This window comes from Alkaliphilus peptidifermentans DSM 18978 (genome assembly GCF_900101495.1).
GTDB classification, from domain to species: domain Bacteria; phylum Bacillota; class Clostridia; order Peptostreptococcales; family Natronincolaceae; genus Alkaliphilus_C; species Alkaliphilus_C peptidifermentans.
Window position 1 is genome coordinate 122,772 of record NZ_FMUS01000003.1, and the last position, 26,539, is coordinate 149,310.

General features: G+C 32.7%; 22 protein-coding genes. 17 read left to right on the top strand and 5 right to left on the bottom strand.

The window, feature by feature from the left end; all coding sequences use genetic code 11:
- Positions 1–47 precede the first annotated feature (47 nt).
- Positions 48–2,123 (bottom strand): ABC transporter ATP-binding protein, encoded by a 2,076-nt coding sequence (locus tag BLP68_RS03485; RefSeq protein ID WP_091540063.1) that lies wholly within the window; start codon positions 2,121–2,123, stop codon positions 48–50.
- An 11-nt stretch (positions 2,124–2,134) separates the two neighbouring features.
- Entirely contained in the window at positions 2,135–3,883 is a 1,749-nt protein-coding gene (locus tag BLP68_RS03490; protein WP_091540064.1) for an ABC transporter ATP-binding protein, read from the bottom strand.
- 246 nt (positions 3,884–4,129) lie between these two features.
- On the opposite strand from BLP68_RS03490, the gene BLP68_RS03495 reads away from it, so the two are divergent.
- The 5 genes from BLP68_RS03495 to BLP68_RS03515 all read left to right on the top strand — a co-directional run bounded on the left by BLP68_RS03495 (position 4,130) and on the right by BLP68_RS03515 (position 9,331).
- A complete protein-coding gene (locus BLP68_RS03495; RefSeq protein WP_091540067.1) occupies positions 4,130–4,543 on the top strand; it encodes a 4Fe-4S dicluster domain-containing protein in 414 nt (137 codons plus the stop codon).
- A complete protein-coding gene (locus BLP68_RS03500) occupies positions 4,543–6,294 on the top strand; it encodes an aldehyde ferredoxin oxidoreductase N-terminal domain-containing protein (protein ID WP_242876893.1) in 1,752 nt (583 codons plus the stop codon). The genes BLP68_RS03495 and BLP68_RS03500 overlap by 1 nt, the downstream gene beginning before the upstream one ends.
- Positions 6,295–6,395: 101 nt before the next feature.
- Complete coding sequence (locus tag BLP68_RS03505) at positions 6,396–6,587, top strand: hypothetical protein (RefSeq protein ID WP_091540072.1); 192 nt, start codon at positions 6,396–6,398, stop codon at positions 6,585–6,587.
- 258 nt (positions 6,588–6,845) lie between these two features.
- The gene (pdxR, locus tag BLP68_RS03510; RefSeq protein ID WP_091540074.1) at positions 6,846–8,336 is read left to right on the top strand and encodes a MocR-like pyridoxine biosynthesis transcription factor PdxR; all 1,491 of its coding nucleotides are present in this window, start codon (positions 6,846–6,848) and stop codon (positions 8,334–8,336) included.
- A gap of 26 nt (positions 8,337–8,362) precedes the next feature.
- A complete protein-coding gene (locus BLP68_RS03515; protein WP_091540077.1) occupies positions 8,363–9,331 on the top strand; it encodes a diacylglycerol/lipid kinase family protein in 969 nt (322 codons plus the stop codon).
- A gap of 20 nt (positions 9,332–9,351) precedes the next feature.
- Here BLP68_RS03515 and BLP68_RS03520 read toward each other — a convergent pair whose 3' ends face one another.
- Entirely contained in the window at positions 9,352–9,729 is a 378-nt protein-coding gene (locus BLP68_RS03520; RefSeq protein ID WP_091540080.1) for a bactofilin family protein, read from the bottom strand.
- 17 nt (positions 9,730–9,746) lie between these two features.
- Positions 9,747–10,694: a M23 family metallopeptidase gene (locus tag BLP68_RS03525; protein WP_091540082.1), complete on the bottom strand. Its 948-nt coding sequence runs from the start codon at positions 10,692–10,694 to the stop codon at positions 9,747–9,749.
- Between the two features lie 216 nt (positions 10,695–10,910).
- Between BLP68_RS03525 and BLP68_RS03530 the strand changes: the two genes are divergently transcribed.
- The 4 genes from BLP68_RS03530 (at position 10,911) to hutH (ending at position 18,835) form a co-directional block, all read left to right on the top strand.
- Positions 10,911–11,348 (top strand): MarR family winged helix-turn-helix transcriptional regulator, encoded by a 438-nt coding sequence (locus BLP68_RS03530; RefSeq protein WP_091540085.1) that lies wholly within the window; start codon positions 10,911–10,913, stop codon positions 11,346–11,348.
- Between the two features lie 35 nt (positions 11,349–11,383).
- On the top strand, positions 11,384–16,801 hold the full coding sequence (locus tag BLP68_RS03535) for a diguanylate cyclase (RefSeq protein ID WP_091540087.1): 5,418 nt from the start codon (positions 11,384–11,386) through the stop codon (positions 16,799–16,801).
- 63 nt (positions 16,802–16,864) lie between these two features.
- Complete coding sequence (locus BLP68_RS03540; RefSeq protein WP_091540090.1) at positions 16,865–17,110, top strand: YkuS family protein; 246 nt, start codon at positions 16,865–16,867, stop codon at positions 17,108–17,110.
- Between the two features lie 201 nt (positions 17,111–17,311).
- Positions 17,312–18,835 carry a histidine ammonia-lyase gene (gene hutH / locus BLP68_RS03545; RefSeq protein ID WP_091540093.1) on the top strand — a complete coding sequence of 508 codons (1,524 nt, stop codon included), beginning with the start codon at positions 17,312–17,314 and terminating at the stop codon, positions 18,833–18,835.
- A 262-nt stretch (positions 18,836–19,097) separates the two neighbouring features.
- Here hutH and BLP68_RS03550 read toward each other — a convergent pair whose 3' ends face one another.
- Positions 19,098–19,382 (bottom strand): hypothetical protein, encoded by a 285-nt coding sequence (locus BLP68_RS03550; protein ID WP_091540096.1) that lies wholly within the window; start codon positions 19,380–19,382, stop codon positions 19,098–19,100.
- Positions 19,383–19,589: 207 nt separating this feature from the next.
- Between BLP68_RS03550 and BLP68_RS03555 the strand changes: the two genes are divergently transcribed.
- From BLP68_RS03555 to BLP68_RS03590, 8 genes are all read left to right on the top strand, one after another.
- Positions 19,590–20,453 (top strand): hypothetical protein, encoded by an 864-nt coding sequence (locus BLP68_RS03555; protein WP_091540098.1) that lies wholly within the window; start codon positions 19,590–19,592, stop codon positions 20,451–20,453.
- Between the two features lie 55 nt (positions 20,454–20,508).
- Complete coding sequence (locus BLP68_RS03560) at positions 20,509–20,679, top strand: DUF896 domain-containing protein (RefSeq protein ID WP_091540100.1); 171 nt, start codon at positions 20,509–20,511, stop codon at positions 20,677–20,679.
- Positions 20,680–20,834: 155 nt separating this feature from the next.
- Positions 20,835–21,293: a chemotaxis protein CheW gene (locus BLP68_RS03565; RefSeq protein WP_091540103.1), complete on the top strand. Its 459-nt coding sequence runs from the start codon at positions 20,835–20,837 to the stop codon at positions 21,291–21,293.
- 145 nt (positions 21,294–21,438) lie between these two features.
- Positions 21,439–21,921 (top strand): hypothetical protein, encoded by a 483-nt coding sequence (locus tag BLP68_RS03570; protein ID WP_091540105.1) that lies wholly within the window; start codon positions 21,439–21,441, stop codon positions 21,919–21,921.
- A 283-nt stretch (positions 21,922–22,204) separates the two neighbouring features.
- Positions 22,205–23,356 (top strand): sensor histidine kinase, encoded by a 1,152-nt coding sequence (locus BLP68_RS03575; RefSeq protein WP_091540106.1) that lies wholly within the window; start codon positions 22,205–22,207, stop codon positions 23,354–23,356.
- A gap of 12 nt (positions 23,357–23,368) precedes the next feature.
- Positions 23,369–24,019: a response regulator gene (locus BLP68_RS03580; RefSeq protein WP_091540108.1), complete on the top strand. Its 651-nt coding sequence runs from the start codon at positions 23,369–23,371 to the stop codon at positions 24,017–24,019.
- Between the two features lie 149 nt (positions 24,020–24,168).
- Complete coding sequence (locus tag BLP68_RS03585) at positions 24,169–25,590, top strand: aminopeptidase (protein ID WP_091540111.1); 1,422 nt, start codon at positions 24,169–24,171, stop codon at positions 25,588–25,590.
- A 120-nt stretch (positions 25,591–25,710) separates the two neighbouring features.
- Positions 25,711–26,535, top strand: coding sequence for a DegV family protein (locus tag BLP68_RS03590; RefSeq protein ID WP_091540112.1), 825 nt, complete (start codon positions 25,711–25,713; stop codon positions 26,533–26,535).
- The last annotated feature ends 4 nt before the right edge of the window (positions 26,536–26,539 follow it).

The following is a 26,539-nucleotide window of genomic DNA, read 5'->3' on the forward strand; positions in this document are numbered from 1 at the left end:
ATACAAAATTAAGGGTGAAGGAATAATTCCTTCACCCTATTAGCCCATTATTGCGTAAAGCTTTCTTTATACTGCAATTGATAAAGATTAAAATAAATCCCCTCATTTTGTAATAACTCTTGATGATTACCCATTTCACGAATTTTTCCCTTATGCAAAACTATAATTTTACTACAATTTTGAATGGTGGATAATCTATGGGCAATTGCAATGGTTGTCCTTCCTTTAATAATTTTCACAATGGCATCCTGTATAAGCTCCTCAGTTTCGGTATCTATATTGGAGGTGGCTTCATCTAAAATTAATATTGATGGATTAAATACCAAAGCCCGTGCGAAGGCCAATAGCTGTCTTTGCCCAGTTGAGAGATTAGCTCCCCGTTCCATCACTGGCTCATTGTACCCTTTGGGTAGCTTTTCTATAAATGAATGGGCGTTAACGTACTCTGCAATCTCCATAATTCTATCATCTGTTATATTCTGTTGATTTAACACTATATTGTCACGGATAGTACCAGTGAACATAAATACATCTTGTAGAACTACTCCTATATTTTTTCTTAATTCCTTTAAGGGATAATCCTTAATATTGACACCGTCAATAAGTATTTCACCCTTCTGTATATCGTAAAGCCTACTAATTAAATTAATAATTGAAGATTTACCAGCCCCTGTAGCTCCAACAAAAGCAACTGATTCACCAGGGTTAATTTTAAAGCTAATATCCCTTAATACCCAATCCTCATCCTTATAAGCAAACCAAACGTTTCTGAATTCAATCTCTCCTTTAAACTCAGTTGCTTTTACAGGACTAATTGGATCTGTAACTGCTGGTTCCTTATCAATCAAAGCAAAAATCCTTTCGGAGGATGCCATAGCAGACTGTAATATATTATACTTTTCAGTTAAATCATTAATGGGCTGAAAGAATCGTTTCAAATAGCTTATAAATGCAAAAAGGACACCAAATTCAATGTTTTGTCTAAGCAATTGACCACCACCATACCAAATTAAAAGTGCCATTCCAAGGGATCTTATTACCTCCATAGATGGACGGAAAATAGAGAATATAAAGATCTCTCTTTTATTTGCATCTAAAAGCTCTCTGTTGCTATGATCAAAGCTATTATATTGCTGATTTTCCCTTTTGAAAATATGTATGGTTTTCATACCAGTAAAGTTTTCATTAAGACTAGAGTTAATTTTAGCCAGCTTAACTCTTACATCACGATAGGCATCTCTAATTTTTAATCTAAAAATTGCTGCTGAAATTAGAATTAATGGTATAACGGCAAATGAAATTAAAGCAAGCCTAACATTCATTCGAAGCATAACAATGACAATACCTAGAAGAAGAAATAGGTCCTTAAATAGATTTACCAACACTCCTGTATACATCTCATACAGTGTTTCTGTATCGTTGGTAACTCTAGTAACCAATCTACCTACTGGGTTTTTATCAAAAAAGCTTAAGGACATCCCTTGTAGGTGAGAAAAAAGCTGCTGACGTATGTTATAAACAATTTTATTGCTGGTATGGTTTAGTACATATACTTGTATATAGTTAAATAGAAATCCAAGTACTATTATTGCAAGATACAGGAGGCTCAGTTTATAAAGAGATGATACATCACCCCTTCTAAAAACCCTTACATCGTTGGGAGAAAGGGATTTTACCTCCGTCAATTCTCCATTATACTGCAATAATATAGTGCCATCCTCTTCTATTATTTCGTATTCTACATTTCTTAAATTATATTCACCCATTACAAGATAGTCATTCTGCTGATGACGTATAAGCTGAACAACATCATCATAAGTAAGGGAATCTGAATCTGGGTAATCTTTTTCTTTAACATAATACCTTCCCTGAAAAGCTACATAATCTAAATTGTGTGGTGTATCATCAAAAACATAAATAGGCTTTTCGTACACATTTATATGATCATCAATAGCGATTTTTATTATAAAGGGTTGAGCTAGGTCAATAACAGAAATTAATATAAGAAGTACAATACACAATGTTAGGGCGGCCCAATAGGGCCTTGCATATTTCAATAGACGACCCATAAGCTTTGAATCATAGGATTTTCCAAGTACCTCTTCTTGAAAATTATTACTCATCTCTACACCTCCTAATCCTGTGCTATTTTTTCCTCTAATAGTTGTTTTTGATATATTTCAAAGTATAGTTTTCTATTTTCCAATAGCTCGTTATGGGTTCCTTCCTCAACTATTTCACCATTATCCATAACAATAATCTTATCGCTATCTTTAATGGTGGAAATGCGATGAGCAATAATTATACTGGTGCTCTCCTTCATCGCATCCTTTAATGAACTCAAAATGCGCTCTTCTGTATCTGTATCAACTGCTGAAAGGGCATCATCCAACACTAGTATTTTTGGTTTTTTGATTAGAGCCCTTGCAATTGATATTCTTTGCTTTTGTCCACCAGAAAGGGTTACTCCACGTTCACCTACAAAGGTTTCATATCCATCAGGAAAACCTACAATATTATCATGGACCTCTGCAATTTTTGCTGTTCGAATAATTTCTTCTTTACTACATTCATCAACACCAAAAGCAATATTCTCAGCTATGGTTGTAGAAAAAAGAAAGCTATCTTGATCAACATAGCCTATTTGACTTCTAATACTTCGTAGCTGTACCTTGTTAAGAGCATTACCGTCAATAGATATTATACCTTCGTTTGCATCAAACAATCTCAATAGAAGTGTAGCAATGGTTGTTTTACCACTGCCGGTTTTTCCAATAACACCTATACTGGTACCAGAGGAAATGCTAAGAGTAAAATTCTTTAGGGCGTCTTCATTACTATTAGGATATTTAAATGACACATTATTGAATTCAATATCACCCTTTATATCTTTATGATCAATAGCATCAGGTTGATCCACAACTTCTGGCTGTTCATCTAATATAGTATTGATTCTTTCCATAGAAGCTGAGCCCCTTTGAAGCACGTTAATAACCCAACCAATAGCCATCATCGGCCATACAAGTAAGGCTAGATAAGCCTCAAAGGCTATAAAATCTCCTAAAGAGATATCTCCGTAAATAACTAGAGTGCCTCCATAGCCCACAACAATTAAAAAACTCAAAGCCGACATAAATTGAACAAATGGAAAAAACATACCGAACAATTTAACCATAGCCATGTTTTTGTCATAGACATGCTGGTTTTTTACACTGAACTTTTTAATTTCTGAGTCCTCTTGAACAAAAGATTTAATTACACGAATACCGGAAAAATTCTCTTGTACCGTATCAGTTAATGATGAAAAGGACTCCTGAACAGCTTTAAAGCGAACATTAATTACCTTGCCAAATTTACCTATAGTAAATGCTAAGAAGGGAAGGGGTAGTAGGGCAAGTATTGTTAAACGCCAATCTGTTGTAGTTGCCATCATTGTTATAGCAATTAATGTAATGAAAATTGCATCTGTCATCATTACTATTCCTGGCCCTAAAGCCATTCTAACAGCATTTATATCATTGGTTGCGTGGGCCATTAAATCGCCAGTTTTGTGATTGGTATAATAATTAGTGGATAGCTTTAATAGATGGCCAAAAAGCTTGTTTCTAAGCTCATATTCAAGCTTTCGAGAGGTGCCAATAATGTATATTCTCCATAAAAAACGGAAAAAGGCAATTCCAAAACCAATACTAATTATATAAATACCATACCTAATGATATCTTCATTTGAAAGAGTATTAGCTTGCAGCTGATCAGTAAATCTTCGTAATACCTCTGGTATAAGTAGCTGCAATACATCTACTAGTAATAGCCATATGATACCCAGTATGTAATACCATTTGTTACGAAAAAAGAATCCCTTTAAAGCTTTAAAGTGACTCATTATTTCACCTCTAATCATTATGTTTTGTTAGTCTAAATATTTCCTATTCTATAACAGTATAACATTTCCTTTATTTTTTTACTAAAATATAAAACAAAATTAAATTTCAAGGATATAATAACCTACAACTATTATTTTAAAGTAGGTTTATCTAAAATTAAGGATTAGTATATAAATAAAACTATAGGATAATACTTCAAATCAAGAACCCTTTTAACAATACAAAATGGAGGAGCTTTATATAGTATGTTGGATAACAAAATATTAAAGGTTAAAAATACAGGACAATGTATTGGCTGCTATTCATGCATGATAGGGTGCTCTACTATTGTTCATAAGGATCACTCATTATTAATGAGTGGAATTGCTGTGAAAACCAGTGGCGGTTACCCAGGGAGAATGGTGGTTGATATATGCAGAGGCTGTATAGAGCCAAAATGTGTAAGCTGCTGCCCAACAGAGGCACTTAAAAAGAGAGCTGGAGGTGGCGTTAGATTTAATAAAGATAAATGTAATGGTTGTAGTAATTGTGTAGAGGGATGTGTTATAGGGGGAATGCAATTTAATTATGATGAAAAAATCCCGATACCGTGCATTCAATGTGGTATATGTGTAAGTAGGTGCCCACATGAAGTGCTTAGTATGGAGGCTAGACTATAATGGAAAAGGAAAAAAAGATATTATACATAAATTTAAATGAAAGAACCTTTGAATCCATAAAAAGACCTGATTTAAATAAATATATAGGTGGTGTTTCATTAGGGACTCAGCTTTTAGAAGAGGAATGCTTATTTGATGAAAGCTCCCTTAGTCCAGAGCAACCAATCATTTTCACTAAGGGGCCCATGAATACTATTTTTCCCGTGGTTACTAAAACATGTTGTATGTTTAAATCTCCATTAACAGAGGAATTGGGAGAAAGCTATGGCGGAATGAGAATGGCTATGGCTATGGGGCTGGCTGGATTAGATGGAATTATTTTGAAGGGAAGCAGCCCTAGACCCTGTATTCTACATATTAATAATGATGAAGTTAAATTTTTAGATGGTGAACCCTTATGGGGATTAAACACAGATGAAGCAACACGCCTTCTTCATGATAAAAGAGGAAGAAGGGGGTTAAGGTCTATTATTACTATTGGAAAGGGTGGAGAAAAGCAAATAAAATATGCCTGTGGTTTAGTTGATACCTATAGACATTTTGGAAGGCTTGGACTTGGTTGCCTTTTAGGTATTAAAATGGTTAAAGCTATAGTTATTGAGGGGAGTAGAAGTAATCCCATTTCCAATACAGAAGACTATAGAAAAGCCTATGAAAAAATATATAAAAAGGTAACCGATACAGACCTAATGGAAAAGTATCATGGACTAGGAACTTCAATTAATATAAAATCCCTCAATGACTTAGGAGCTTTACCTGCCTACAACTTTAGTAAAAGCAAAATAATAGATGATAATAGTATAAGTGGAGAATTTTTAGCAGAAAACAAACTGATTAAGAAAGTTGCCTGTAGTGGTTGTCCTATAGGCTGTATCCATATTGCACTTCTAAAAAGGAAATTTGGTGATCCTTATGAATATGAGGCATCAACTGTTTCCTATGATCATGAGCTTATTTATGCATTAGGTTCTATGCTGGGGATTTTAGATGCTGACAAGCTTCTGAGGCTCATAGAAGCTGTTGAATTAACCGGATTAGATGCTATTACAACGGGGGTAATGTTTGCTTGGATGACAGAAGCCTATGAAAAAAAGATAATCGATGATGATTTATTATTAACAAAACCAGGATTCGGTGATATTGAAGCCTATCTACAGATTATTAGTAATATTATTAGTCAACCCAATAAATTTTACATAGATGCTGCTGATGGGACATATGCATTGGCATCAAAATATGGTGGCTTAAATTTTGCCATGGTTTTAGGCAAAAATGAGGTGGCAGGATATCATACCGGCTATGGAAATATTATTGGACAAGCTGTAGGTGCCAGACATTCTCATCTAGATAATGCTGGTTATGCAATTGATCAAGAGCTACAGGAGTTTAATCCAACGGAAATAGTAAATAAACTAATTAATGAGGAAATAGACAGAAACCTCCTAAATAGCTTGGTTATTTGTCTCTTTTCAAGGAAGATATACGACTATGAAACCATTGAAGATGCACTAAATTCAATTGGTTATAATATTACGAAAAAACAATTAAAGGAACTTGGGTTAAATACTTTTCTTGATAAAATTAGAATTAAAGAGAAAATGGGATTTTCGTATCAACGGCTTCAAATTCCAAAAAGATTTTTTGAAACAGAATGTTGTGGCAAAAGGCTAGAAGAAAAACAGGCAGATGAAATTCTAAGGCTGTATATAGATGAAGTTGAAAAGCTAAAACAAAAGTATAGCTTTAGTTAAGCAGCATTTTTTAACTATAGCTGTTTAGAATGGATTTTATATTATACCTGAATATTTGCAGTAACATTAGGAAAAATATTAGTATAAAGGAGGTGTGTAGCATGAATATGAATACAAGGGATATGATTACTAAAAAGCTTTTAGATGCACAAGAAATGGTTAGGGATTTCGAGATGTTTTCTAAGCATACAGAAGACAGTGAAGTAGCAAATCAGTTTAAGGAATTTGCTGAATTAAGTGGAAAGCAAGCAATGGAGCTTCAAAGATTAGCTGATAAATATAGAGGTGATTAGAGGATTCCATCCACTAAAATATTGATTAATGGAACTATTTAAACATAACATTAAGCACGCAAAAAAAATTACTTTTAACTACCAGCTAATGAGTCAGAAGTGCTTCTGGCTCATTAACTTTTTAATGGTTTTTAATTACTTATCTCAGTTATAAAAGCTGAATTAATTATTTAGTTATTTTCTAATAATTGTATATTAATAATATAGCTCCTTTGATATAATAAATTGTATGGTAACATTAATACCAGAGGTGATAAAATGTATAAATTTGAATCAATTAAGCTTGATAAGAATCATCCTCAACATTTATATGTTCAGTTATACAAAATGATTAAAGAGCTAATTCTTTTAGGTCATTTAAAGGAAGCCGATAGACTTCCCCCTGTTAGAGCTATGTCAAAAATGCTTGAAATTAATAATGTAACAGTTGTTAAAGCATATGAAATATTGGAAAAAGAAGGGCTAGTATACAAAAAAATAGGCAGCGGTACATATATATCAAAACAATTAATTAATCAGTTAAATGAAGTAGACCAAGAAAGTAAGCAACAGACCAATATTAGAAGTCAATTGATGGAGCAGGGTCATATTAAGGTTGAAAAAAACATGATTAATTTTGCAAGTGCAACCCCTTCTGCAGATTTATTTCCAGTAGAAGATTTTAAGCAAGTTCTCAATGAGGTTTTAGATAGGGACAAAGGATATGCCTTTGATTACCAAGAGGGGCAAGGCTATTATCAATTAAGAAAGATACTAAAGGATTACATCTTTCATTATGGTATTAAGTCAGAAGTGGAGAACATACAAATTATTTCTGGTGCTCAACAGGGAATTGATATTATTTCAAAGGCATTGGTGAACTATGGTGATTATGTTTTAATTGAAAGTCCCTCTTATACAGGAGCAATGGCTGCCTTCAACTCAAGGGGAGCGAAAATGATTGATATTCCTTTGCAAAAGGATGGATTAGACCTTGATATCCTTGAGAAAAAGATTAAAACCCATAAACCCAGATTTATTTATGTTATGCCAAATTTTCAGAATCCAACTGGCATCTCCTACAGCCCAGGAAAAAAGAAAGAGTTATTAAAAATATGCAAAAATTATAATATGTATATTGTAGAAGATGACTATTTAAGTGATCTTAACTTTTATAGTGAAGATAACACTACTTTAAAAAAGCTAGATGAAGATGAATTAGTAATATATATTAAGAGCTTTTCTAAGATATTTATGCCAGGCCTGCGGCTTGGGTTTTTAGTTATTCCTTCAAAGCTTCATGAAAACCTACTTATGGCAAAGCATACCACTGATATCTCTACTTCTGGCTTGTTGCAAAGAGCCTTCGAGCTCTATTTAGATAAGGGGATATGGCAACAGCACCTTAAATATATGGAGGATAAGTACAAGGAGAGATTTGTAGTAATGAAGGAATCAATTAAAGAGTATTTTCCAGAATATATTAGCTATTCCTTACCTTTAGGGGGTGTAAATTTTTGGTTTAAGTTACCAAAGGGTTTTTCCTCTAAAGAATTATATGAAAGGTCAGTAGTAAAGAATATAATATTTGCACCAGGAAATCTTTTCTTTATGAATAATAATGATGAAGGGTATTTTCGATTAAGTATAGCTGCAGTAAATCCTTCTGAAATAAAATATGGCATCAAGATTTTAAGTATAGTAATTAGGGAATATATAGATAAAAGAAGAGATCAAAGAAATGACTCGTTAATTAAGCCAATACTATAAAATTTCCTACAAATGGGGGAACCTTTATGAAAAGAAGAGTGAAAATCATATATAATCCGGATTCGGGTAGGAAGCTACTTCAAAAAGATATACCTAAGCTTAAGACTATATTAAGTGATGAATATCATATGATGGTAGACATTGAAGCCACTGAGGGAAAGCACCATGCAACAGAAATTGCTTTTAGGAGTAGTCAGGAGGAATATGATATTATTATAGCTGCAGGTGGTGATGGAACCGTTAATGAAGTTGTTAATGGTATGATAAGCAATACAAAATCTAGCCTTGCAATTTATCCTGCCGGTACAATCAACGACTTTGCAACTCACCTTAAAATCCCACGACAGCTAAGAAAATTTGCAGAAATGGTATATAACGAAAATACAACAAAGGTAGATATTGGTAAGGCAGGAGACACTTACTTTTTGAATGTTGCAGCAGGTGGCTTATTAACTGACGTAGCACATAAGGTATCATCAGATGCAAAAACTGTACTAGGTAAGTTTGCATATTATTTAGAAGGTATAAAGGAATTTCCAAAGCAGTTATTTAGACCCATAAAAATTTCTATTCAAATTGGTAACATTAAAGAAGAAAAGGAAATTTTGTTCTTTGTTTTAGCCAATAGTAAACAGGTAGGAGGGTTTAAAAAGATAGCATCGGAGGCAAAAATTAACGATGGCTTATTAGATTTAATTCTTGTTGAAACCAGTCATATATTAGATGCTGCTTCTTTATTTTTTCTGATTATTAAGGGTAATCATATAAATCATCCCAATATAACATATACACAGGTAAAGGAGTTTACTATATATAGCGATGGAGATTTAACTATAGACATAGATGGTGAGTTGGGTGGGAAGCTTCCAATGACATTTAGTATTATTAAAGGAGCCATACCAATAATAATTCCAGAAAAAAAGATATTAAATAATGATTCATACGAAAGTAAAGATCAAAAACATTTTTTATTAACTAGGCTTGATATCCGTTAAAAAAACCCGAAAGGGTTTTTTTATAGGTTTTCCAATTCAAGTGTTTTTTCATTATTGAGCATTTTACAATTGCCATCAAATATTGCATTTTCATCCAAAACAAAGCTTTTAACATTAACATCACCATATAGCTTTCCCTTAGCCGCCACTCGCAATTGTCCAGTAGCATAAACATTGCCATGTACTTCTCCTGCAACAAAAACATTACTACCATTAACATTTCCAATCAATCTGCCTGTTTCACCAATATAAAGGTTACCTTCGAGATTTATATCACCCTTTAACTCTCCTTCAATGCGGATTGTCCCCTTGGTATTCAAACGCCCTTCAAAGACGCAATCAGCTCCAATTAAGGTAGTGAATTTTGTGTATTGTACATCTTCCTTTTTACTAAACATGAATATCCTCCTTTATACTAATCGTCTAAAATTGATGATGGATCTATAGCTCTTCCATTTTTTCGTACTTCAAAATGCAAATGTGGACCAGTGCTACGGCCTGTACTACCCATCTTAGCAATAACCTCACCCTTTTCTACCCGTTCCCCAACCTTAACGAGATTCTTTGTATTATGGGCATAAACAGAAGTATAGCCATAACCATGGGAGATAATAATCATACGACCATATGCACCATTATATCCAGAGAAGGTAACAACGCCACTACCCGCAGCGAAAATATCTGTATTACTTCGATTCGCAATATCTATCCCTGAATGAAATTCTCGTCTCCTATTAATTGGAGAAATACGATACCCATAGGCAGAAGATATTTTACCGGTTGTGGGTTGAAGATTAGGTAATGAGTCTATATATTTTAATTGCTCTTCAACATCATCGATAAGTTTTTGCATATTTTCCTTTTGTCTTGAAATCAAATCATCTATTAGCTCCATTTCAACTTCCATATCTAGATCATTGTCAAAAAGCATACTCCGTCTGCTAGACCTTGATACTAAAAGGGATGGAATTATATCATTTGATACTTGTGTTACAAACATAGAATCAGATGGGTCTAAACCTACCATAGCCAGTACTTGGTTCTGCATATCATAAAGAGATATTAGCTTATCTTCTATTTCAATAGTACGCCCTTTTAAAAAGCTTATTTCTTCTATATATGCATAATTTTCAACCCGCAAGCTATTAATAGTGTTTTTTGCAGAAGTTAGTTTTGATGTTGTATCAAAGAGACTAGTTGAAAAGCCTACAGTACTAATAATTAAAGACACTATTATTATAGTTGAAAATATTGGTACCCAATAGGGAATATTAAATTGTATTATTTTATGTGAGGTGCTTGGAATGACGGTGAATGACAATGTCTTTTTTTGTTTTTTAGCGAGATGATTAAACTTTTTCATGAAAAGTTAACCTCCTTTTCCAGGGCGTTACAGATATTAAATATTCGACATAAGTTGATTAAAACCTTTTATGAATATAATTTTTTATAATAGTTAGTTAAATATGACTAGTTAATTAGCTTCGCAAAAAATAAAGAAGGATTTTTCAATAACAAGTACGAATTATTACATTAGTATGTTAAAATAAAAAAAACGAGTAGAGTGTGGGAGGTATGTATGAAAGATTTAAAATATGATGATACAATTATAGAGCTAGAAAAGGAAATAAGACATCTTTGTACAGTAATTAAACAAAAGGGTAGAGAAATCTTAACTGATTTTGAAATTACACCTCCACAATTTGAAGCACTTCAATATTTAATAAACGAAGATAATTTAACAATTGGCGAACTTAGTAATCAAATGTTTTTAGCATGCAGTACAATTACTGATTTAGTAGATAGAATGGAAAAAAACATGCTGGTAAAAAGGACAAGGGATGAAAAGGATCGCAGAGTTGTAAGAATAATAGTATTAGAAAAGGGTCATCAATTGATTAATGAGGTCCTTCATGCAAGAAGAAATTATCTAGCAGAACTATTGAAGGACTTAACACAGGCACAAAAAGACCAAATATTACAGGGAATTGGCATGGTTTATGGAAGAACTGTTTAATGTAATATTAATTCTATATTCGGGGAAGTGGAAAAATGGAGTTAATTAACAATCGCTATAGAATAGAAGACATAAAAGAACAGGAAAGTCTCTATAGTAAATATATTGTACAAGATTTACTACAAAAAAATAAGAAGGTTATTTTATATATTATAAATCATACACAATACTCTAATGAATTTATAACTTTTTGCAATAACAATTTTTATGAATTGACTTCTATACAACATCCCAACCTATTGCAAGTTTATAACTATGGGATTATTGAGACCATTGATGATAAAAGAATAAATGATAGAAGATTCTACTATACAACAGAGTATTATGATACTGAATCTTTAATCAATCATAATATACAATTATCAGAGGAAGAAATATTAAATGTCTATACCAAAGCAGCCTTGGTTTTAGATTATTTGCATTTTCATGGGCATATATATAAATTTATAGGCATTGATACAATGTTTGTTTTCCGGCATGAAAATGACATTAATATAAAGCTTCTTGATTTGGTTTCATTAAAGAAGTATGAAATAAATAAAAGGTATCTTGATGAGATGTCCATTAGTTGTCGTGCGCCAGAACTTACCTACGGTATTGAATTAGGAAGCTATACAGATATTTATTCACTGGGAGCACTATTTTTTTACCTCTATACAAATCAAGAATTTCAATATCATAAATTAATTAATAGAATGAACCACTTTGAAAAAACAGAAGTAAACAGTAGGGAATATTTACTGTTTGAAACCTTTAAAAAAATGACCCATTTAGATTTCTTTGAACGTTATCAATCTATTCATGAATTAAATCGTCACGTTAAGGAAGTATTTAGACTAGATGGTTTAATAGAAGATAAAAGCCCTCTAGAAAAGCTTAATTTTAAAACTCCAATTATTGGCAGAGATGTAGAACTTAAAAAAATACTTGATATTCAAGAGCAGTCACACAAAAATCTTATGCTAATACATGGCGATAAAGGAATAGGTAAGACTAGATTTGTAAGTGAAGTTAGAAACCAGATGAGATGGAAGGGCTACAAAACCTTTGGCACTACAGTTACATCCAGCAATGAGAATTTCTATAAGCTTTCTGCGGGTATTCTTAAAGGAATATTAAAAATTACTACCTCAAATATTATACATAAGTATGCAAATGAACTTATTAAGATTATACCTGAAATTGGCGCCAACAAGAATATTATACCTGCCCGTCCCCTTTCAGAGGGTAAAGAAATATTGAAGCTCTACGACCGTGTATCAAACTTTATAATCGAAGGAACAGCTAATCAACCTACTCTAATAATAATTGATGATTTCCAATACGTTGATCATACTGTAGCAGAATTTATAGACTATCTACTTAAAATCAGCAAGCTAAAAAAAGCACCCATTACTGTGCTTTTAAGCTTTATTAAAGATGAGCTAACCAATGAGTCAATAATGAATTATATTGAGCAATGGCAAAGGAATGATTATACATTAGAAACAAGGCTATCAAGACTTACAGTTGAAGAAACGGCAAAGGTTATTAAGCATATCCTAGGATGGAATCAGGAACCCCTTAATTTTGCCACAAGAGTAATGAAGGAAGCTGATGGAATACCTGCATATATAGAAGAGGCCATGAGGGAGCTATTTGCTCAAAAAATGATAATTGTTGATTATAGTACAAAATTCGATGGCTTCGCTTGGCATAAAACTACAGATGACTATTCTCAAATTAAGATAACTGATAATATTGACGAAGCAGCCGTTAAACAATTTGAAACCTTTGACCAATTAACAAAGAATATAGTGAAAATTATATCGCTATTTAATACATCTGTTTCACTTGAAATCATAACAGCGATTCTTGGAGAAGAGGATGATATATCTAACCACTTGCGACGCTTAACTCAGCTTAGAATACTTAATGAAAAGTTAGAAGATTGGGGCTACACCTATGGCTTTTTTAGAAAAGAGTTTAAAGGATATATTTATAACACAATTGATGAAGATTTAAGAATAGAGTTACATTTGAGTGTAAGCACCGTCCTTGAGGACTTATATATGAGAGAAGGAAGAGAAAACAAGGATGAATTAATTTATCATCTTCTACAATCAAATCAAAGAGAGAAAGCAATAGATTATTGTATAGATGCAGGAGATAGAATGTATGATTTAAAAATCCACTCCCAGGCATTGGTATTTTACATGCGAGCCCATTCATTAATTAATGAATCAGTTGATAAACGCAAGTTATATTTATTGATTAAAATCGGTGATGTTTATCAGAATCAAGGAAAAAATAAAGAAGCAGTTGAGTATTTTACAGAGGCAACTAAGCTTGCTACTGTTAATGATGTAGAGTTAATTATTGATGCAAAAATTAGAATTGGATTTATTGCTTTATATCGTAATGAATTGATTGAAGCAGAAAAATGTTTTCTGGAATGCATAGAAAATGCTGAAGCCTATGGATACAATGAAGGACTTTTAAGAACTGCATATTTATTAACAAGAGTATATATGTTTAGCCGAAGAATCGATAAAATGAGTGAAATTTGCACCAAATATTTAGATGTCGCCCGAGAACTTAATCGAGATGACTATATAGGAATGTTCCTAAGTCAAGTAGGGGTTAACTATTCATATAAAGGGAAAGAAGTAAAAGCACTTAGCTTATTCAAAGAAAGTGTAGTCTATTTAGAAAAAGCAAATAAGATCGAAGATACATGTCGACCAATAAATAATATTGGAGTTATACTTCAAGACCATTTTCAAGATAGTAAGCAGGCACGGGATTACCTAGAAAAATCTCTTAAAATTGCCCAGCAATATCATAGGGTAGAAGACGTTATAGTTACTTATAATAATATAGCAGATTCATATATGATCGACTATGAGTTTAACAAAGCAATAGAGGTATTAAACAAGAATGTTTTATTGGCACTAGAATATGAGGAAGAAACTATCAAAATATTGAGCTATATAAACCTTGTAGAATGTTATATAGATATTTGTGACTACAAGAGTGCATATAATTATTTAGTTAAAACACGAAATGAACATCAAGCCAAGACTGGAGGTCTCTATAGGGCCAATTTTCTTCTTGTATCATGTCGTTTTTACTTTGAAATGGGTCAGTACAAAAAAGCCAAGGAAATAATAAATGAGTATTTTACTGAATTCAATGAAAATGAGTCAAGGCAGTACTTGTTAATGAAGAAGCTAGAATTTATGACATTATCTCTTAATAAAGAGCCTATGGAAGATAAATACCTATTTGAAGTAATTGAACAGTACTCCAACACAAATTATGTGAGGGATCATAGACTTATTTTGTTAGAGGCTGCTATGTATTACTGCGATAGAAATCAGCTAGACTTAGCAAGGGATTTATTGGCTAAAGATGAAGTGCTAATCGAAGAATATAATAATGAGTATTTTCAAATACTGAGGATCTTCCTAAAGGCAATAGCAAAAAATCAGGATAACTTAATTTCATTTATAGAGGAGTCAATAATTCCATTTGTATCTGTTAACTCTAAGGAGTTAAAGAGTAAAATTTATAAAAAATTGGCAGAGGCATATTTAGAAAAGCAAGATTATTATCGTGCTGCCACCTATTATTTCAGTGTGCTAGAAATAATACAGTTAATTATTAATAGAATACCTGATGAATTTAAGAAATCATATTTTTTAAGAGAAGATAAATACCAAGTAAATCATCAACTCTTTATTATGAAGGAAGTAATTCTTAATAAGAAGTTTAATGATACTAATACTACATTAGACACAGATAATTTAGAGGAATATATTAACCTAGATGATTTTTTTGATATAAGTAAGTTCCAAGAGCTGTTTAATAATCCAGCCTTTTATCAGCTAGCCTTGGAGCAATATAAGAATTTATTTCCTATAGAAGTAGAGAACACCATGGATCTGATAGAGTCTTTAACTAATGATATTGACTATAATCTAGATCTATCCATAAAACTAGCAGGTAAGCTTGTTTTAGCAACTAGAGGGATTTTAATTGGTATTGCAGAAGAAGGATATGAAATAATTACTTCCTTCGGAGAAAAAATTGATTTAAAATCTATTAACTATATACTAGAGAAATCATCCACAATAAGAGAGGGGTTAATCGTAGAAAACAGCTTTATACAGCCATTAGATGGAAACGATGATTCCCAGAAAGACTCCAGAGCCCTTATGGTTGTACCTATTATTAATAAGAATAAAGGTGTACAAACTATTGAAACAGAGCAGCGGAATTTTGCAAGATATGAACAAGAAAAGATAGCAGGTTTTTTGTACCTAGAGACAGATAAAGTATTTAATAATTTTTCCCACGATACCCTTAAGGAGTGTGAAGAGCTAGTTCCATTATTAGGTATTATGTTGAATAACTACTACCTAAAAATATCCTCTTCTATAGATAAACTAACAGGAACATATATTAGAAAATACTTTGAAAAAGTATTGCAGGATGAAATTGAATATTCAAAGGATTACGAACATATTTTTTCAATCATAATGTGTGATATAGACCATTTTAAGAGTGTAAATGATACCTACGGACATCAAAGAGGAGATTTGGTTCTTACAGAGGTAGGACACATTATAAAGAACAATATTCGAAGCACCGATTATGCTGGTAGATATGGGGGAGAAGAATTTATTATTTTATTACCTAGAGCATCAAAAATGGATGCCTTATTGGTGGCTGAAAAAATAAGAACAGGCTTTAGTGATGCAAAACTTTTAGGTGATGATGTTGAACTTACAATTAGCTGTGGAATAGCCAGTTATCCCCATGATGGTGTAAATAAGGACACTATTATTGAGAGAGCCGACCAAGCCTTATATACTGCAAAGGAACAGGGGAGAAACCAATCAGTGGTTTGGGAAGATGGTATTAGATTTGTTAATAAACGAGTAGATAAGCTTGCAGGAATCGTAACTGGAAATATTGTACAAGATCAAAGAAATGTATTGGTTTTGGCGGAGGCAGTAGAGATAATAACCGAAGATTATTCCATAGAAGAAAAAATATACACTTTGCTAGGTAGACTAATCGAAATATTAGAAGCAGAAGATGGAATTTTGTTTATAGTAAAAAACAATGAAATATTAACCCAGTTTGGACGAAAGCGCTTCATAGACGAATGGATAAAAACCTATAGCTATAACAATAAGCTTATTGAAAAGGTTATACAGACTAAGCAAGGCGAGTATTTAATTGACTGGGAGGATGTTAGTCATATAGATATTTTCACCGGTGCTCCAAATTGGAAGTCAGTTATTGCAACTCCAATTATATTTAATGGAGAGCTGCAGGGAATAGTATACCTAGCAGTGTCTGTAAAAGAAAAGGAATTTGACTTTAGTGGTTATAATTTAGCAAAGCTCACCAGTAATATACTGGGTGCAGTTATTACTGATTATAATTATATAACAGAATAATATCTACTTAAACACCAAATAATATAATGAAAGAGTTTACTTACATTATTAGGAGGTGTTTAAGTGAAGAATAGAATAGCTGTGGAACATTCATTGACAGATGTTAGAGATTATTTACAGCAGAAGGGCTATGAGGTAGAAAGCTTAGAAAACGGAAAAGATTTAAACAGGTTTGATGCAATTGTTGTTACCGGTCAAGAATCAAATGTACTTGGTATTGAGGATGCAGTAACCAAATCACCTGTTATAACAGCCAGAGGCCAATCAGCTGAATTAGTGTATGATGAAATTAAAAAAAGATTAAAATAAGAAGCTGAGACGAATTTGTCTCAGCTTTTCTCTATATAGATTTAATAGTTTATCACAGTAAAACGACACCCTGCTAAAATTTGTTGAAGTGTTATAAAAAAATTGTAAATATGAGAAGGAGATATTTTATTCCTGTAGAAATTCTAATAAAGATAAAATATACTAAAGATAGATGATTTTCTAATTAAAGGAGTGAGCTTGTTGGAAAAAGTTGTTATTGATGGGTATAATTTGACATTAGAAGATGTTGTTAAGGTGGCTAGAGGGTTTTATCATGTAGATATTAGCACAGAGGCTATTGATAAAATTAAAGCCAGCAGACAGCTGGTTGATAAATATGTAGATGAAGAAAAAGTAGTCTATGGTATTACTACCGGCTTTGGAAAGTTTAGTGATGTTGCAATTTCAAAAGATGAAGCAGAGGAACTTCAAAGAAATTTGATAATTAGTCATGCATGCGGTGTAGGAAATCCATTGCCAGAGGATACTGTAAGGGGTATTATGCTTTTAAGGGCAAATGCACTTGCTAAAGGGTTTTCAGGAATTCGCTACAGTACAGTTACTACCTTAATTGATATGCTGAATAAGGGAGTACACCCAATCATACCAGAAAAAGGGTCTTTGGGGGCCAGTGGGGACCTAGCTCCATTATCCCATATGGTACTTGTGATGATTGGTGAAGGTGAAGCAATATATAAAGGTACAAGAATGTCAGGAAAAGAGGCTATGGAAAAAGCAGGCATTTCAATTATTAAATTAACTTCTAAGGAAGGTCTTGCTTTAATTAATGGTACTCAAGTTATGACTGCAATTGGAGCCTTAAATGTATATGATTGTAAGCAGCTTTTAAAGCTGGTAGATATTGCTGGAGCATTAACAGTTGAAGCACAAAGGGGAATAATTGATGCATTTGATCCAAAGGTACATCAAGTAAGACCCCACCCTGGTCAGATGGAGTCTGCTGAAAATCTTAGAATGCTATTGGAGGGAAGTACTTTTAAAACCCGCCAAGGTGAATTAAGGGTACAAGACGCCTATACAATTCGATGTATTCCACAGATTCATGGTGGAAGTAGAGATGCTATAAAATATGTTGAAGAAAAAGTAAGCATTGAAATGAATGCCGCCACCGATAATCCTTTAATATTTACTGCTGAAGAAGAGGTAATCTCTGGTGGTAACTTTCATGGACAGCCAATGGCATTGGCATTTGACTTTTTAGGTATAGCCATTGCTGAATTGGCAAATGTATCTGAAAGAAGGATAGAGCGACTTGTTAATCCGCAACTAAGTGGTCTACCAGCCTTTTTAACAGCTAAAGGTGGCTTGAACTCCGGATTTATGATAATGCAATATTCTGCTGCATCTTTGGTTTCGGAGAATAAGGTGTTAGCTCATCCGGCAAGTGTAGACTCTATACCATCCTCTGCTAATCAAGAGGATCATGTATCAATGGGAACTATTGCTTCTAGAAAAGCTAGAGAAATATATAATAATGCTGTAAATGTATTGGCAATAGAACTATTGGCAGCTGCACAGGCAATTGATTTTTATGAGGGTTATGAATTGGGTAAAGGAACTAGTATTGCCTACAATGAAATCCGTAAGAGTATAGAAACACTTAATGAAGACCGTATAATGTATACTGATATAAATGCATGCAGCCAACTTATAACAAGTCATCAAATAGTTAAAAAGGTGGAAGAGGTAGTCACATTGCATTAATAATGGGATGTTTATTAGCTCAGTATAAAAGCAGTCTTAACATAACTGAAAAGTTAAGTTAAGACTGCTCAGACTGTTGAAAATCCTCCATCTTCTTCGTTGCTGCAAAAACCCAGCACCCTCACGTATTACGTATACGCTGCGTTCGCTGGGTTTTCTTGCGCCTCGAATCTGAAGAATTTTGAACAGTCTGGATATTGTTGACTTTTTCAACAACCTCAGCAGTCTTAACATAACTGAAAAGTTAAGTTAAGACTGCTTTTTAATCTTCCTCTAAATATTCTAATACCCTCTGGAGCTTTTCTTTTTGTTCAGCGTTTAAAAAAGGTTGCAGTTTATCAATAATTTCTTGTTGATTTGGTATAGTATGCTTTAATTTTGCTAGCTCCTTTAGAATTTCATCTTCAGATTTATGACTATATTGATTGAATAGACTTAGAGCTTTTTGATAATCATCGTCAGAAATTAAATCTCTTACATCTTCTAATTTAGAATAATCTCCTGATTTTGCTGCTGCCATCAGTTCATTTAATTTTTTTCTGTCCACAATATCCCTCCTAGACATAATTACTAATTTAAATTTCTCATCTATCTATAGTTATGCCTCCAGATCAACTTTTGCCACTAAAATATGTTTTTTTATAAGTATTTATATAAAAATTCTTATGGTATTTAACAATTAGTTTAATAATTCAAACACCACTGCAATATATATTACTTAGAAAGAGAAAAAGCCAGAAAGGGAGGAAAAACAATGGATGGGAATAAAGCAAGAGATCTAAAGGATCCTATAATAAATAACAGCTTTTTGCAACAGAATTGGATTTTATTTTTACCTGTTATGATGATGGCTTCTAGTAAAATACCTGAAGTACTTAACTTTAGCAAGGTAGATACAATGGAATTAGAGAAAAAAATAAGATTACTAAATAGAATAAAGGGCTATATGAAGCCAGAGGAGCAAAATATTCTTCATAGATCAGAGATGATATTACATATAGTTGTAAAGGTAAAAAGTCTAATGGAAATTTCCAAGATGCAGAACCATGAAACGAAGTATCACTCCTTATCATTAGATGATAGAAAAAGATACATGTTGATGGATATAGCAGAATTTGTAGACGACGAAAAAAGAGATGTAATTCATAAGGCGATAGAGCTTAATTTAAAGGCCAATATGATGGGGAGCAAGATTAAAGAATTACAACAGCTATCAAGTGCAGAAGTATCTATTGAAACCATAGAAAAGTATATAGAGATTTTTGAGCCTTTAGTAGAAGGCGATATTAAAAGTAAGACGAAAGAACTTAAGATTCTTATAGGTTTTCTAAAGCTAATGAAATCAATATCCAGTAAAGAAAAAATTGATGAAATGGATATAGTTAACATGGTAAAGCCTATGGTGAATGATGAACAAGGTGAATCTTTAATGAAGATGATGCAAATATTTAAGGCCCTAAGTACTATTAGTAATGAAGCTAGCGAAAAGGAAGCAGGTAAAGATTTACCCCAACTACAGATAGGATCTAATGAAGAAAAAAAGCAAACTGCAAATGATGAACTGAGTTTTGAATACGAGGAAAAGGAAGCACAGGAAAATATAGATAACCCTTTATAAACCTATAAAAATATGATATATTGATAAATGATTAGGAATTGAAGGAGTGTATTATATGGTTACAAAGGAAAAACTTACTCGAATTAATGAGTTGGCTAGAATAGCAAAAAATGGAGAGCTTACTGATGAAGAGAAAAGTGAGCAGAAGGCATTAAGAGAAGAATATATAGAGGCTTTCCGTAAGACCTTTAAGAAACAGTTGGAAAGCATAGAGCTTGTTGATTAATTTAATAGTCTAAAGGATGGAAACTGTATTTTTATTCAGTTTCCATCGCATTTTTTGACAAAAGTTCTCCACTTTTAAAGGAATTAATAAATTAGTATCGAATAAAATAAGTAAATAAAATACTTTTACTTTATATTAAAAAAGGAGGGAATAATATGGCAGAGAGACAATATGTAATATTTAAGTTAGATAAAGAGGAATACGGTGTTGACATTATGCACGTAAAAGAAATCAGTGAGTTTAAAGAAAGTGTAAAAATTCCTAACTCACCCAAATTTGTAGATGGAATTATTAACTATCGTGGTGTCATTACTCCCATTATTAACCTTCGTAGAAAATTTCATTTAGAGTTAAAGGAAAATACAGCAGATGTGCGAATTATAATAATTAACTTAAGTGAGAAACAGGTAGGATTTATTGTAGACGATGCCTCACAGGTTTTAACCATTGATGAAAAGGACATAGATCCTGCACCAGACTTAATAGCTGACATTGATCAAAGATTTATTAGTGGTATCGCTAAGGTAGATGAAAGAATGGTAATATTATTAGATTTAGAAAAAGTATTAAGTGAAGAAGAAAAGAAAAATATTGAAATGTTGGACAATATGTAGGATATTTGTCTTTGAAAAAAAAATGACACCTTCTGTTGTTTAATTATTATTGAATGTCTCCAAGAAAGAGCAAATTTCTTTTCTCCTATTGTTTATAATAGGACACACAATATTTAGTGTTCATTATAAATAAAGGGGGAAAAGTATGAAGAAGATAGTTGTACTAATCTTACTATTAGGATTATTTGCTGCCCATCATCATAATATTTTTGCTGCTCTTCATGAACATGATAAAAATTTATATGAAGAGGAAGTTAAGGATAGATTTGAAGAAATATTTCTTCAAAGGGCTAAACTTTTTAATAGTCTATTAACAGAAAATGATTTAAAGCCAATAGAAATTAAGGTTGAACTAGAAAAACTAGAAACAGATCCTTTATTAAGTGAAGATGTAGAGATTTTTACACATATAATGGAAGAACCAACATGTTATGAATTAATAAATGGCTTTAATATACAAGAATTTAAAGTTGTTGGACTAAAAAATAACATAGTAATGATAGAAGTAGTATTACTGTGGGAGTTAATGGGTTTAAATGAAATCACCTTTGAGGAAATTACTTATAATGTTGAAATGATAAAAAAACAAGATGAATGGTTATTGATGGATTATCGTCTTGTTAGATGAATGAGAGTTATTACAAAATCCAGACCTGCGTATTTCTGTATACGATGCGTTGGCTGGATTTTCTTGCGCCTCGACACTGTCGAATTTGAAGAAAATATAAATGAGTTTTTTCAACAATGTTAGCATTATATATCTATGTTTTTAATCCTATTTCATTGAAAAAGCTATATTGTAGTCATAAAGTCCTAATCCTTTTAAGTTTTATAATTAACCCTTTAAAATAGAGGAAATTGTTATTTAGTGAAGAAATATGAAATTTAGAGAATGTTTCGAGGTGGATATTATGTCAAATGGAACTGTTGATGTTGAGCATATGAATATGATATTAAATAAAACAATTTCTGCTATAGAAGAGAGCCAAGAGGCTATATTTGATATCGCAGAAAATGCACGTAAAGAGTGTAATGCTCTAAAAAGAAAGCTTGAAGAAATCAAAGTAAAAATGCATGGAATTATTGCTGAGGTGGAAAAAATTGAATCACAAGAGAAGAAAAGCAGAAATAGGCTTCTAGATGTTAGTAAAGATTTTGTTAAGTATCGGGAAGATGATATACGGACGGCCTATGAAAAAGCAAACCAGCTTCAAATAAAGCTAATACTTATAAGACAGCAAGAAAATGATCTATTTAGATTGAGAAATGAAGTGGAAATGCGTTATCGGAATTCAGAGGAAATATTAAGAAAAGCTGAGGCCCTTATATCTAAGATAGGAGTGGCCATGGAATATTTATCGGGAAATCTTCAAGATATAAGTAGCACATTAGAGGATATCCAACAGAGGCAAAACTTTGGAAAAAACATCATTAGGGCTCAAGAGGAAGAACGACAGAGGGTCGCTAGAGATATTCATGATGGACCAGCACAAGCCCTAGCCAATGTTACCATTAAAGCAGAAATATGCGAAAAATTAGTTGATATTGATAAAGAGAGGGCTAAGACAGAGCTACAGGAATTGAGAATTGTTCTAAGGGATAGCATCAAAGATATAAGAAAAATCATTTATAATCTACGACCAATGTCATTGGACGATCTTGGATTTATTCCAACAATACAAAGGTATATAGAGGGCTTTCAGAAAGAATCAGGTATTACTGTAGATTTTATTATTTTATCACAGCTAACAGTAGAAGATCCTATAAAAAACCTTTCGATTTTTAGAATAATTCAAGAGGCTTTAAATAATGTTAGGAAACACTCAAAGGCAAAGCAGGTTAAGATAAGGCTAGAAATGTCCATAAAAAATATAACTTTATCAGTTGCTGATGATGGAATGGGCTTTAATACAGAGGAAGGGGCATTTCAGATAAGGAGTGATGGGGGGTTCGGTCTTTTTAATATTCGTGAGAGAGTAGAATTGCTTAACGGAACTCTTCAAATCAAAAGTGAATTAAATAAAGGTACTAGAATAACTGCAATAATTCCAAATGAAGAATAGGGAGGTATAATAATGGGAAAAATCAAATTGTTATTGGTGGATGATCATTCATTAGTGAGGCAGGGCTTAAAACAAATATTAGAGTTAGAGGATGATTTGGAAATTGTTGGACAGGCTGGAGATGGTGAAGAAGCAATCATAAAGGTACAAAACCTCAGGCCGGATATTGTGCTTCTTGACATTAATATGCCAAAACTAAATGGAATTCAAACCTTAAGACGTTTGAAGGATATGAACAATACGATAAAGATTATTATGTTGACCTTCCATGAAGACCAAGAGTACCTTTTTGAAACTTTAAATCTTGGTGCAAATGGGTATGTCTTAAAGGATGCTGAAAGTGAGAGCTTGATAAAGGCCATCAGAGATGTATACAATGGTTCTTCATATATACATCCTTCATTGGCATCTGGACTAGCCTTAGAAATGAATAGAAGAGATGTTTCTAATAAACATTCAAGTAGTAATAAGCTAACAAGAAGAGAGTATGAGGTACTAACCCTTATAGCCGATGGACTAAACAATAAAGAAATTGCTGGAAGCTTATACATAAGTGAAAAGACTGTAAAGAATCATGTTTCAAATATATTTAAAAAAATAAACGTTAATGATCGAACGCAAGCAGCCATTTATGCATATAAGCAAAACATAAAAAAAATTTAAATTATGATATATTTTTCAATTAAGGACTATCAAGTATTTAATTTGCTCTTTAAAAGGGAAAAAGTTGACATTTATTTTATATAAATATAATATTAATGTAACATATAAAATTTATTTTATGATTAAATATTTGGAGGGAAGAATCTAATATGACAATTGAAGAGCAAGGAAAGAAGCTGCAGGAAAAGTTAACAAAGGAGTTTAAGAATGCATGGGAACAGCTTGAGAATAATGAGATGGATGAAGTATTTGCCTTGGGTGAAGCCTACAAAAATTTTATGGACAAAGGGAAAACCGAAAGGGAATGTGTTCATGAAATAGTAAGAAAGGCTAAGGAAAATGGTTTTATTTCTCTTGAAGAAGCTATGTCAATTGGTACCTTAAAGCAAGGAGAAAAGATATATGCTATTAATCGAGATAAAGCGGTTGCACTATTCGTACTTGGGAAAGAAGATATAGAGAATGGTGGAATGAGAATAGTTGGTTCGCATTTAGATGCTCCTCGATTAGATTTAAAAGCATGTCCTCTATACGAAGATGGTGGTCTTGCTTTACTTAAAACCCATTACTATGGTGGCATTAAGAAATATCAATGGGTTGCTATTCCATTAGCACTTCATGGTGTAATATATAGGAATAATGGTGAAAAACTTAATATTGTAATTGGTGAGGACGAGAATGACCCAGTTTTTTATATCACTGATCTATTACCTCATTTGGCTGCAGATCAAATGAAAAAAACAATGGGTGAGGGAATTACAGGTGAGGGCTTAAACATATTGATTGGTAACATTCCATTTGATGGAAAAGATCTTAATGAGAGAGTTAAGCTTAATATACTAAATATATTACACGAAAAATATGGTATTGTTGAAGAAGATTTTACAGTAGCAGAAATTGAGATTGTACCTGCAGGAAAGGCTCGTGATGTTGGATTAGATCGTAGCATGATTGCTGCCCATGGTCATGATGACCGAGTGTGCTCCTATGCAGCCCTTAAGGCTGTTTTAGAGATTGAAAATCCCAATACTACAGTAGTAGGTCTGTTTGTTGATAAGGAAGAAGTAGGTAGCATGGGGAATACTGGGATGGAATCTATGTTTTTTGAAAATGTAGTGGCAGAACTGCTTGCACTTCAGGGAAAGGACAGTCATTTAGCCATTCGTAGAGCTTTTAAAAACACAAAAGTATTATCAGGTGATGTAACTGCTGCCTTTGATCCAACATATCCAGAAGTATTAGATAAAAAGAATGCTTCCTATGTAGGTAAAGGTGTAACTATTACTAAGTATACTGGTGTTAGGGGTAAATCTGGCTCTAGTGATGCAAATGCAGAGTTTTTGGCTGAAATCAGAAAAATTTTCAATGACAATAATGTAACCTGGCAGGTGGGAGAACTAGGGAAGGTTGATCAAGGTGGTGGAGGAACAATTGCATATATTTTAGCAAATTATGGGGCAGAGGTAGTTGACTGCGGAACCCCAATGCTAAGTATGCATGCACCAATGGAGTTAATTAGTAAGGTTGACCTCTATATGACATATAAAGGATATAAGGCTTTCTATAAATAAAACAGTTAAAAAGCTTCCAAACTATAAATGGAAGCTTTTTTTATTTATTTTAATGAAAAATGAAGGGAATAGCTGATTGATGTAGAAAAATAATATTAAATAATTATAAGGAGGTTTCTTATGCAAATAATAACCGATAGTTCATGTGACCTACCCAAAAGTTATATTGATAAGTATAATATTTTAATCGTACCATTAAATATTGAAATAAATGAGGAAAACTATGTTGATGGCGTTAATCTTAGCCATGAGGAATTTTTTAAGAAAATGGCAGAATCACCAACTCTACCTAAAACATCACAGCCTTCTCCACAAAGCTATTTAGATGCTTTTAAGGAAGGAGCTAAGAGGGCTAAGCAGATGCTCAGCATACATCTCTCTTCAAAGCTTAGTGGTACCTATGATGGGGCTCTGGCAACAAAAAAGATGACAGGCGATAATGTAGAGGTATTTGACTCCTTAAGTGGGTCTTTAGGAGTTGGACTACAGGTTTTAAAGGCCTGCCAAATGGTTGAGGAAGGCCTTGAACTTAATAAAATAGTTGAAAGACTAAAGGAATATCGTGAGCAAATGAAGGTATATGTTTATCTTGAGACCCTAGAAAATGCAGTTAAGGGGGGAAGGGTAAGCCGTACTAAAGAGATGGTGGCCAGTATTTTAAATCTTAGATTTGTCGTTCATGTTGAAGAAGGCTATGTAAAGGTTCTAAAAACCCTTAGAGGGAAAAAAAGAGCTGTAAGCTTTATGCTAGAAAAGCTAACAGCTGAAAAGGATGATTTTAAGGATAGAATTATTGGTATTACCCATTGTGATTGTCTAGAAGATGCAATTGCATTAAAGGACGAGATTATGAAAAGATTTAACCCAACCGATGTAATTATTACTACAATGGGTCCTGTTATAGGAACTCACGCTGGACATGGTGGACTACTTGTTTGTTTCTAAAAAA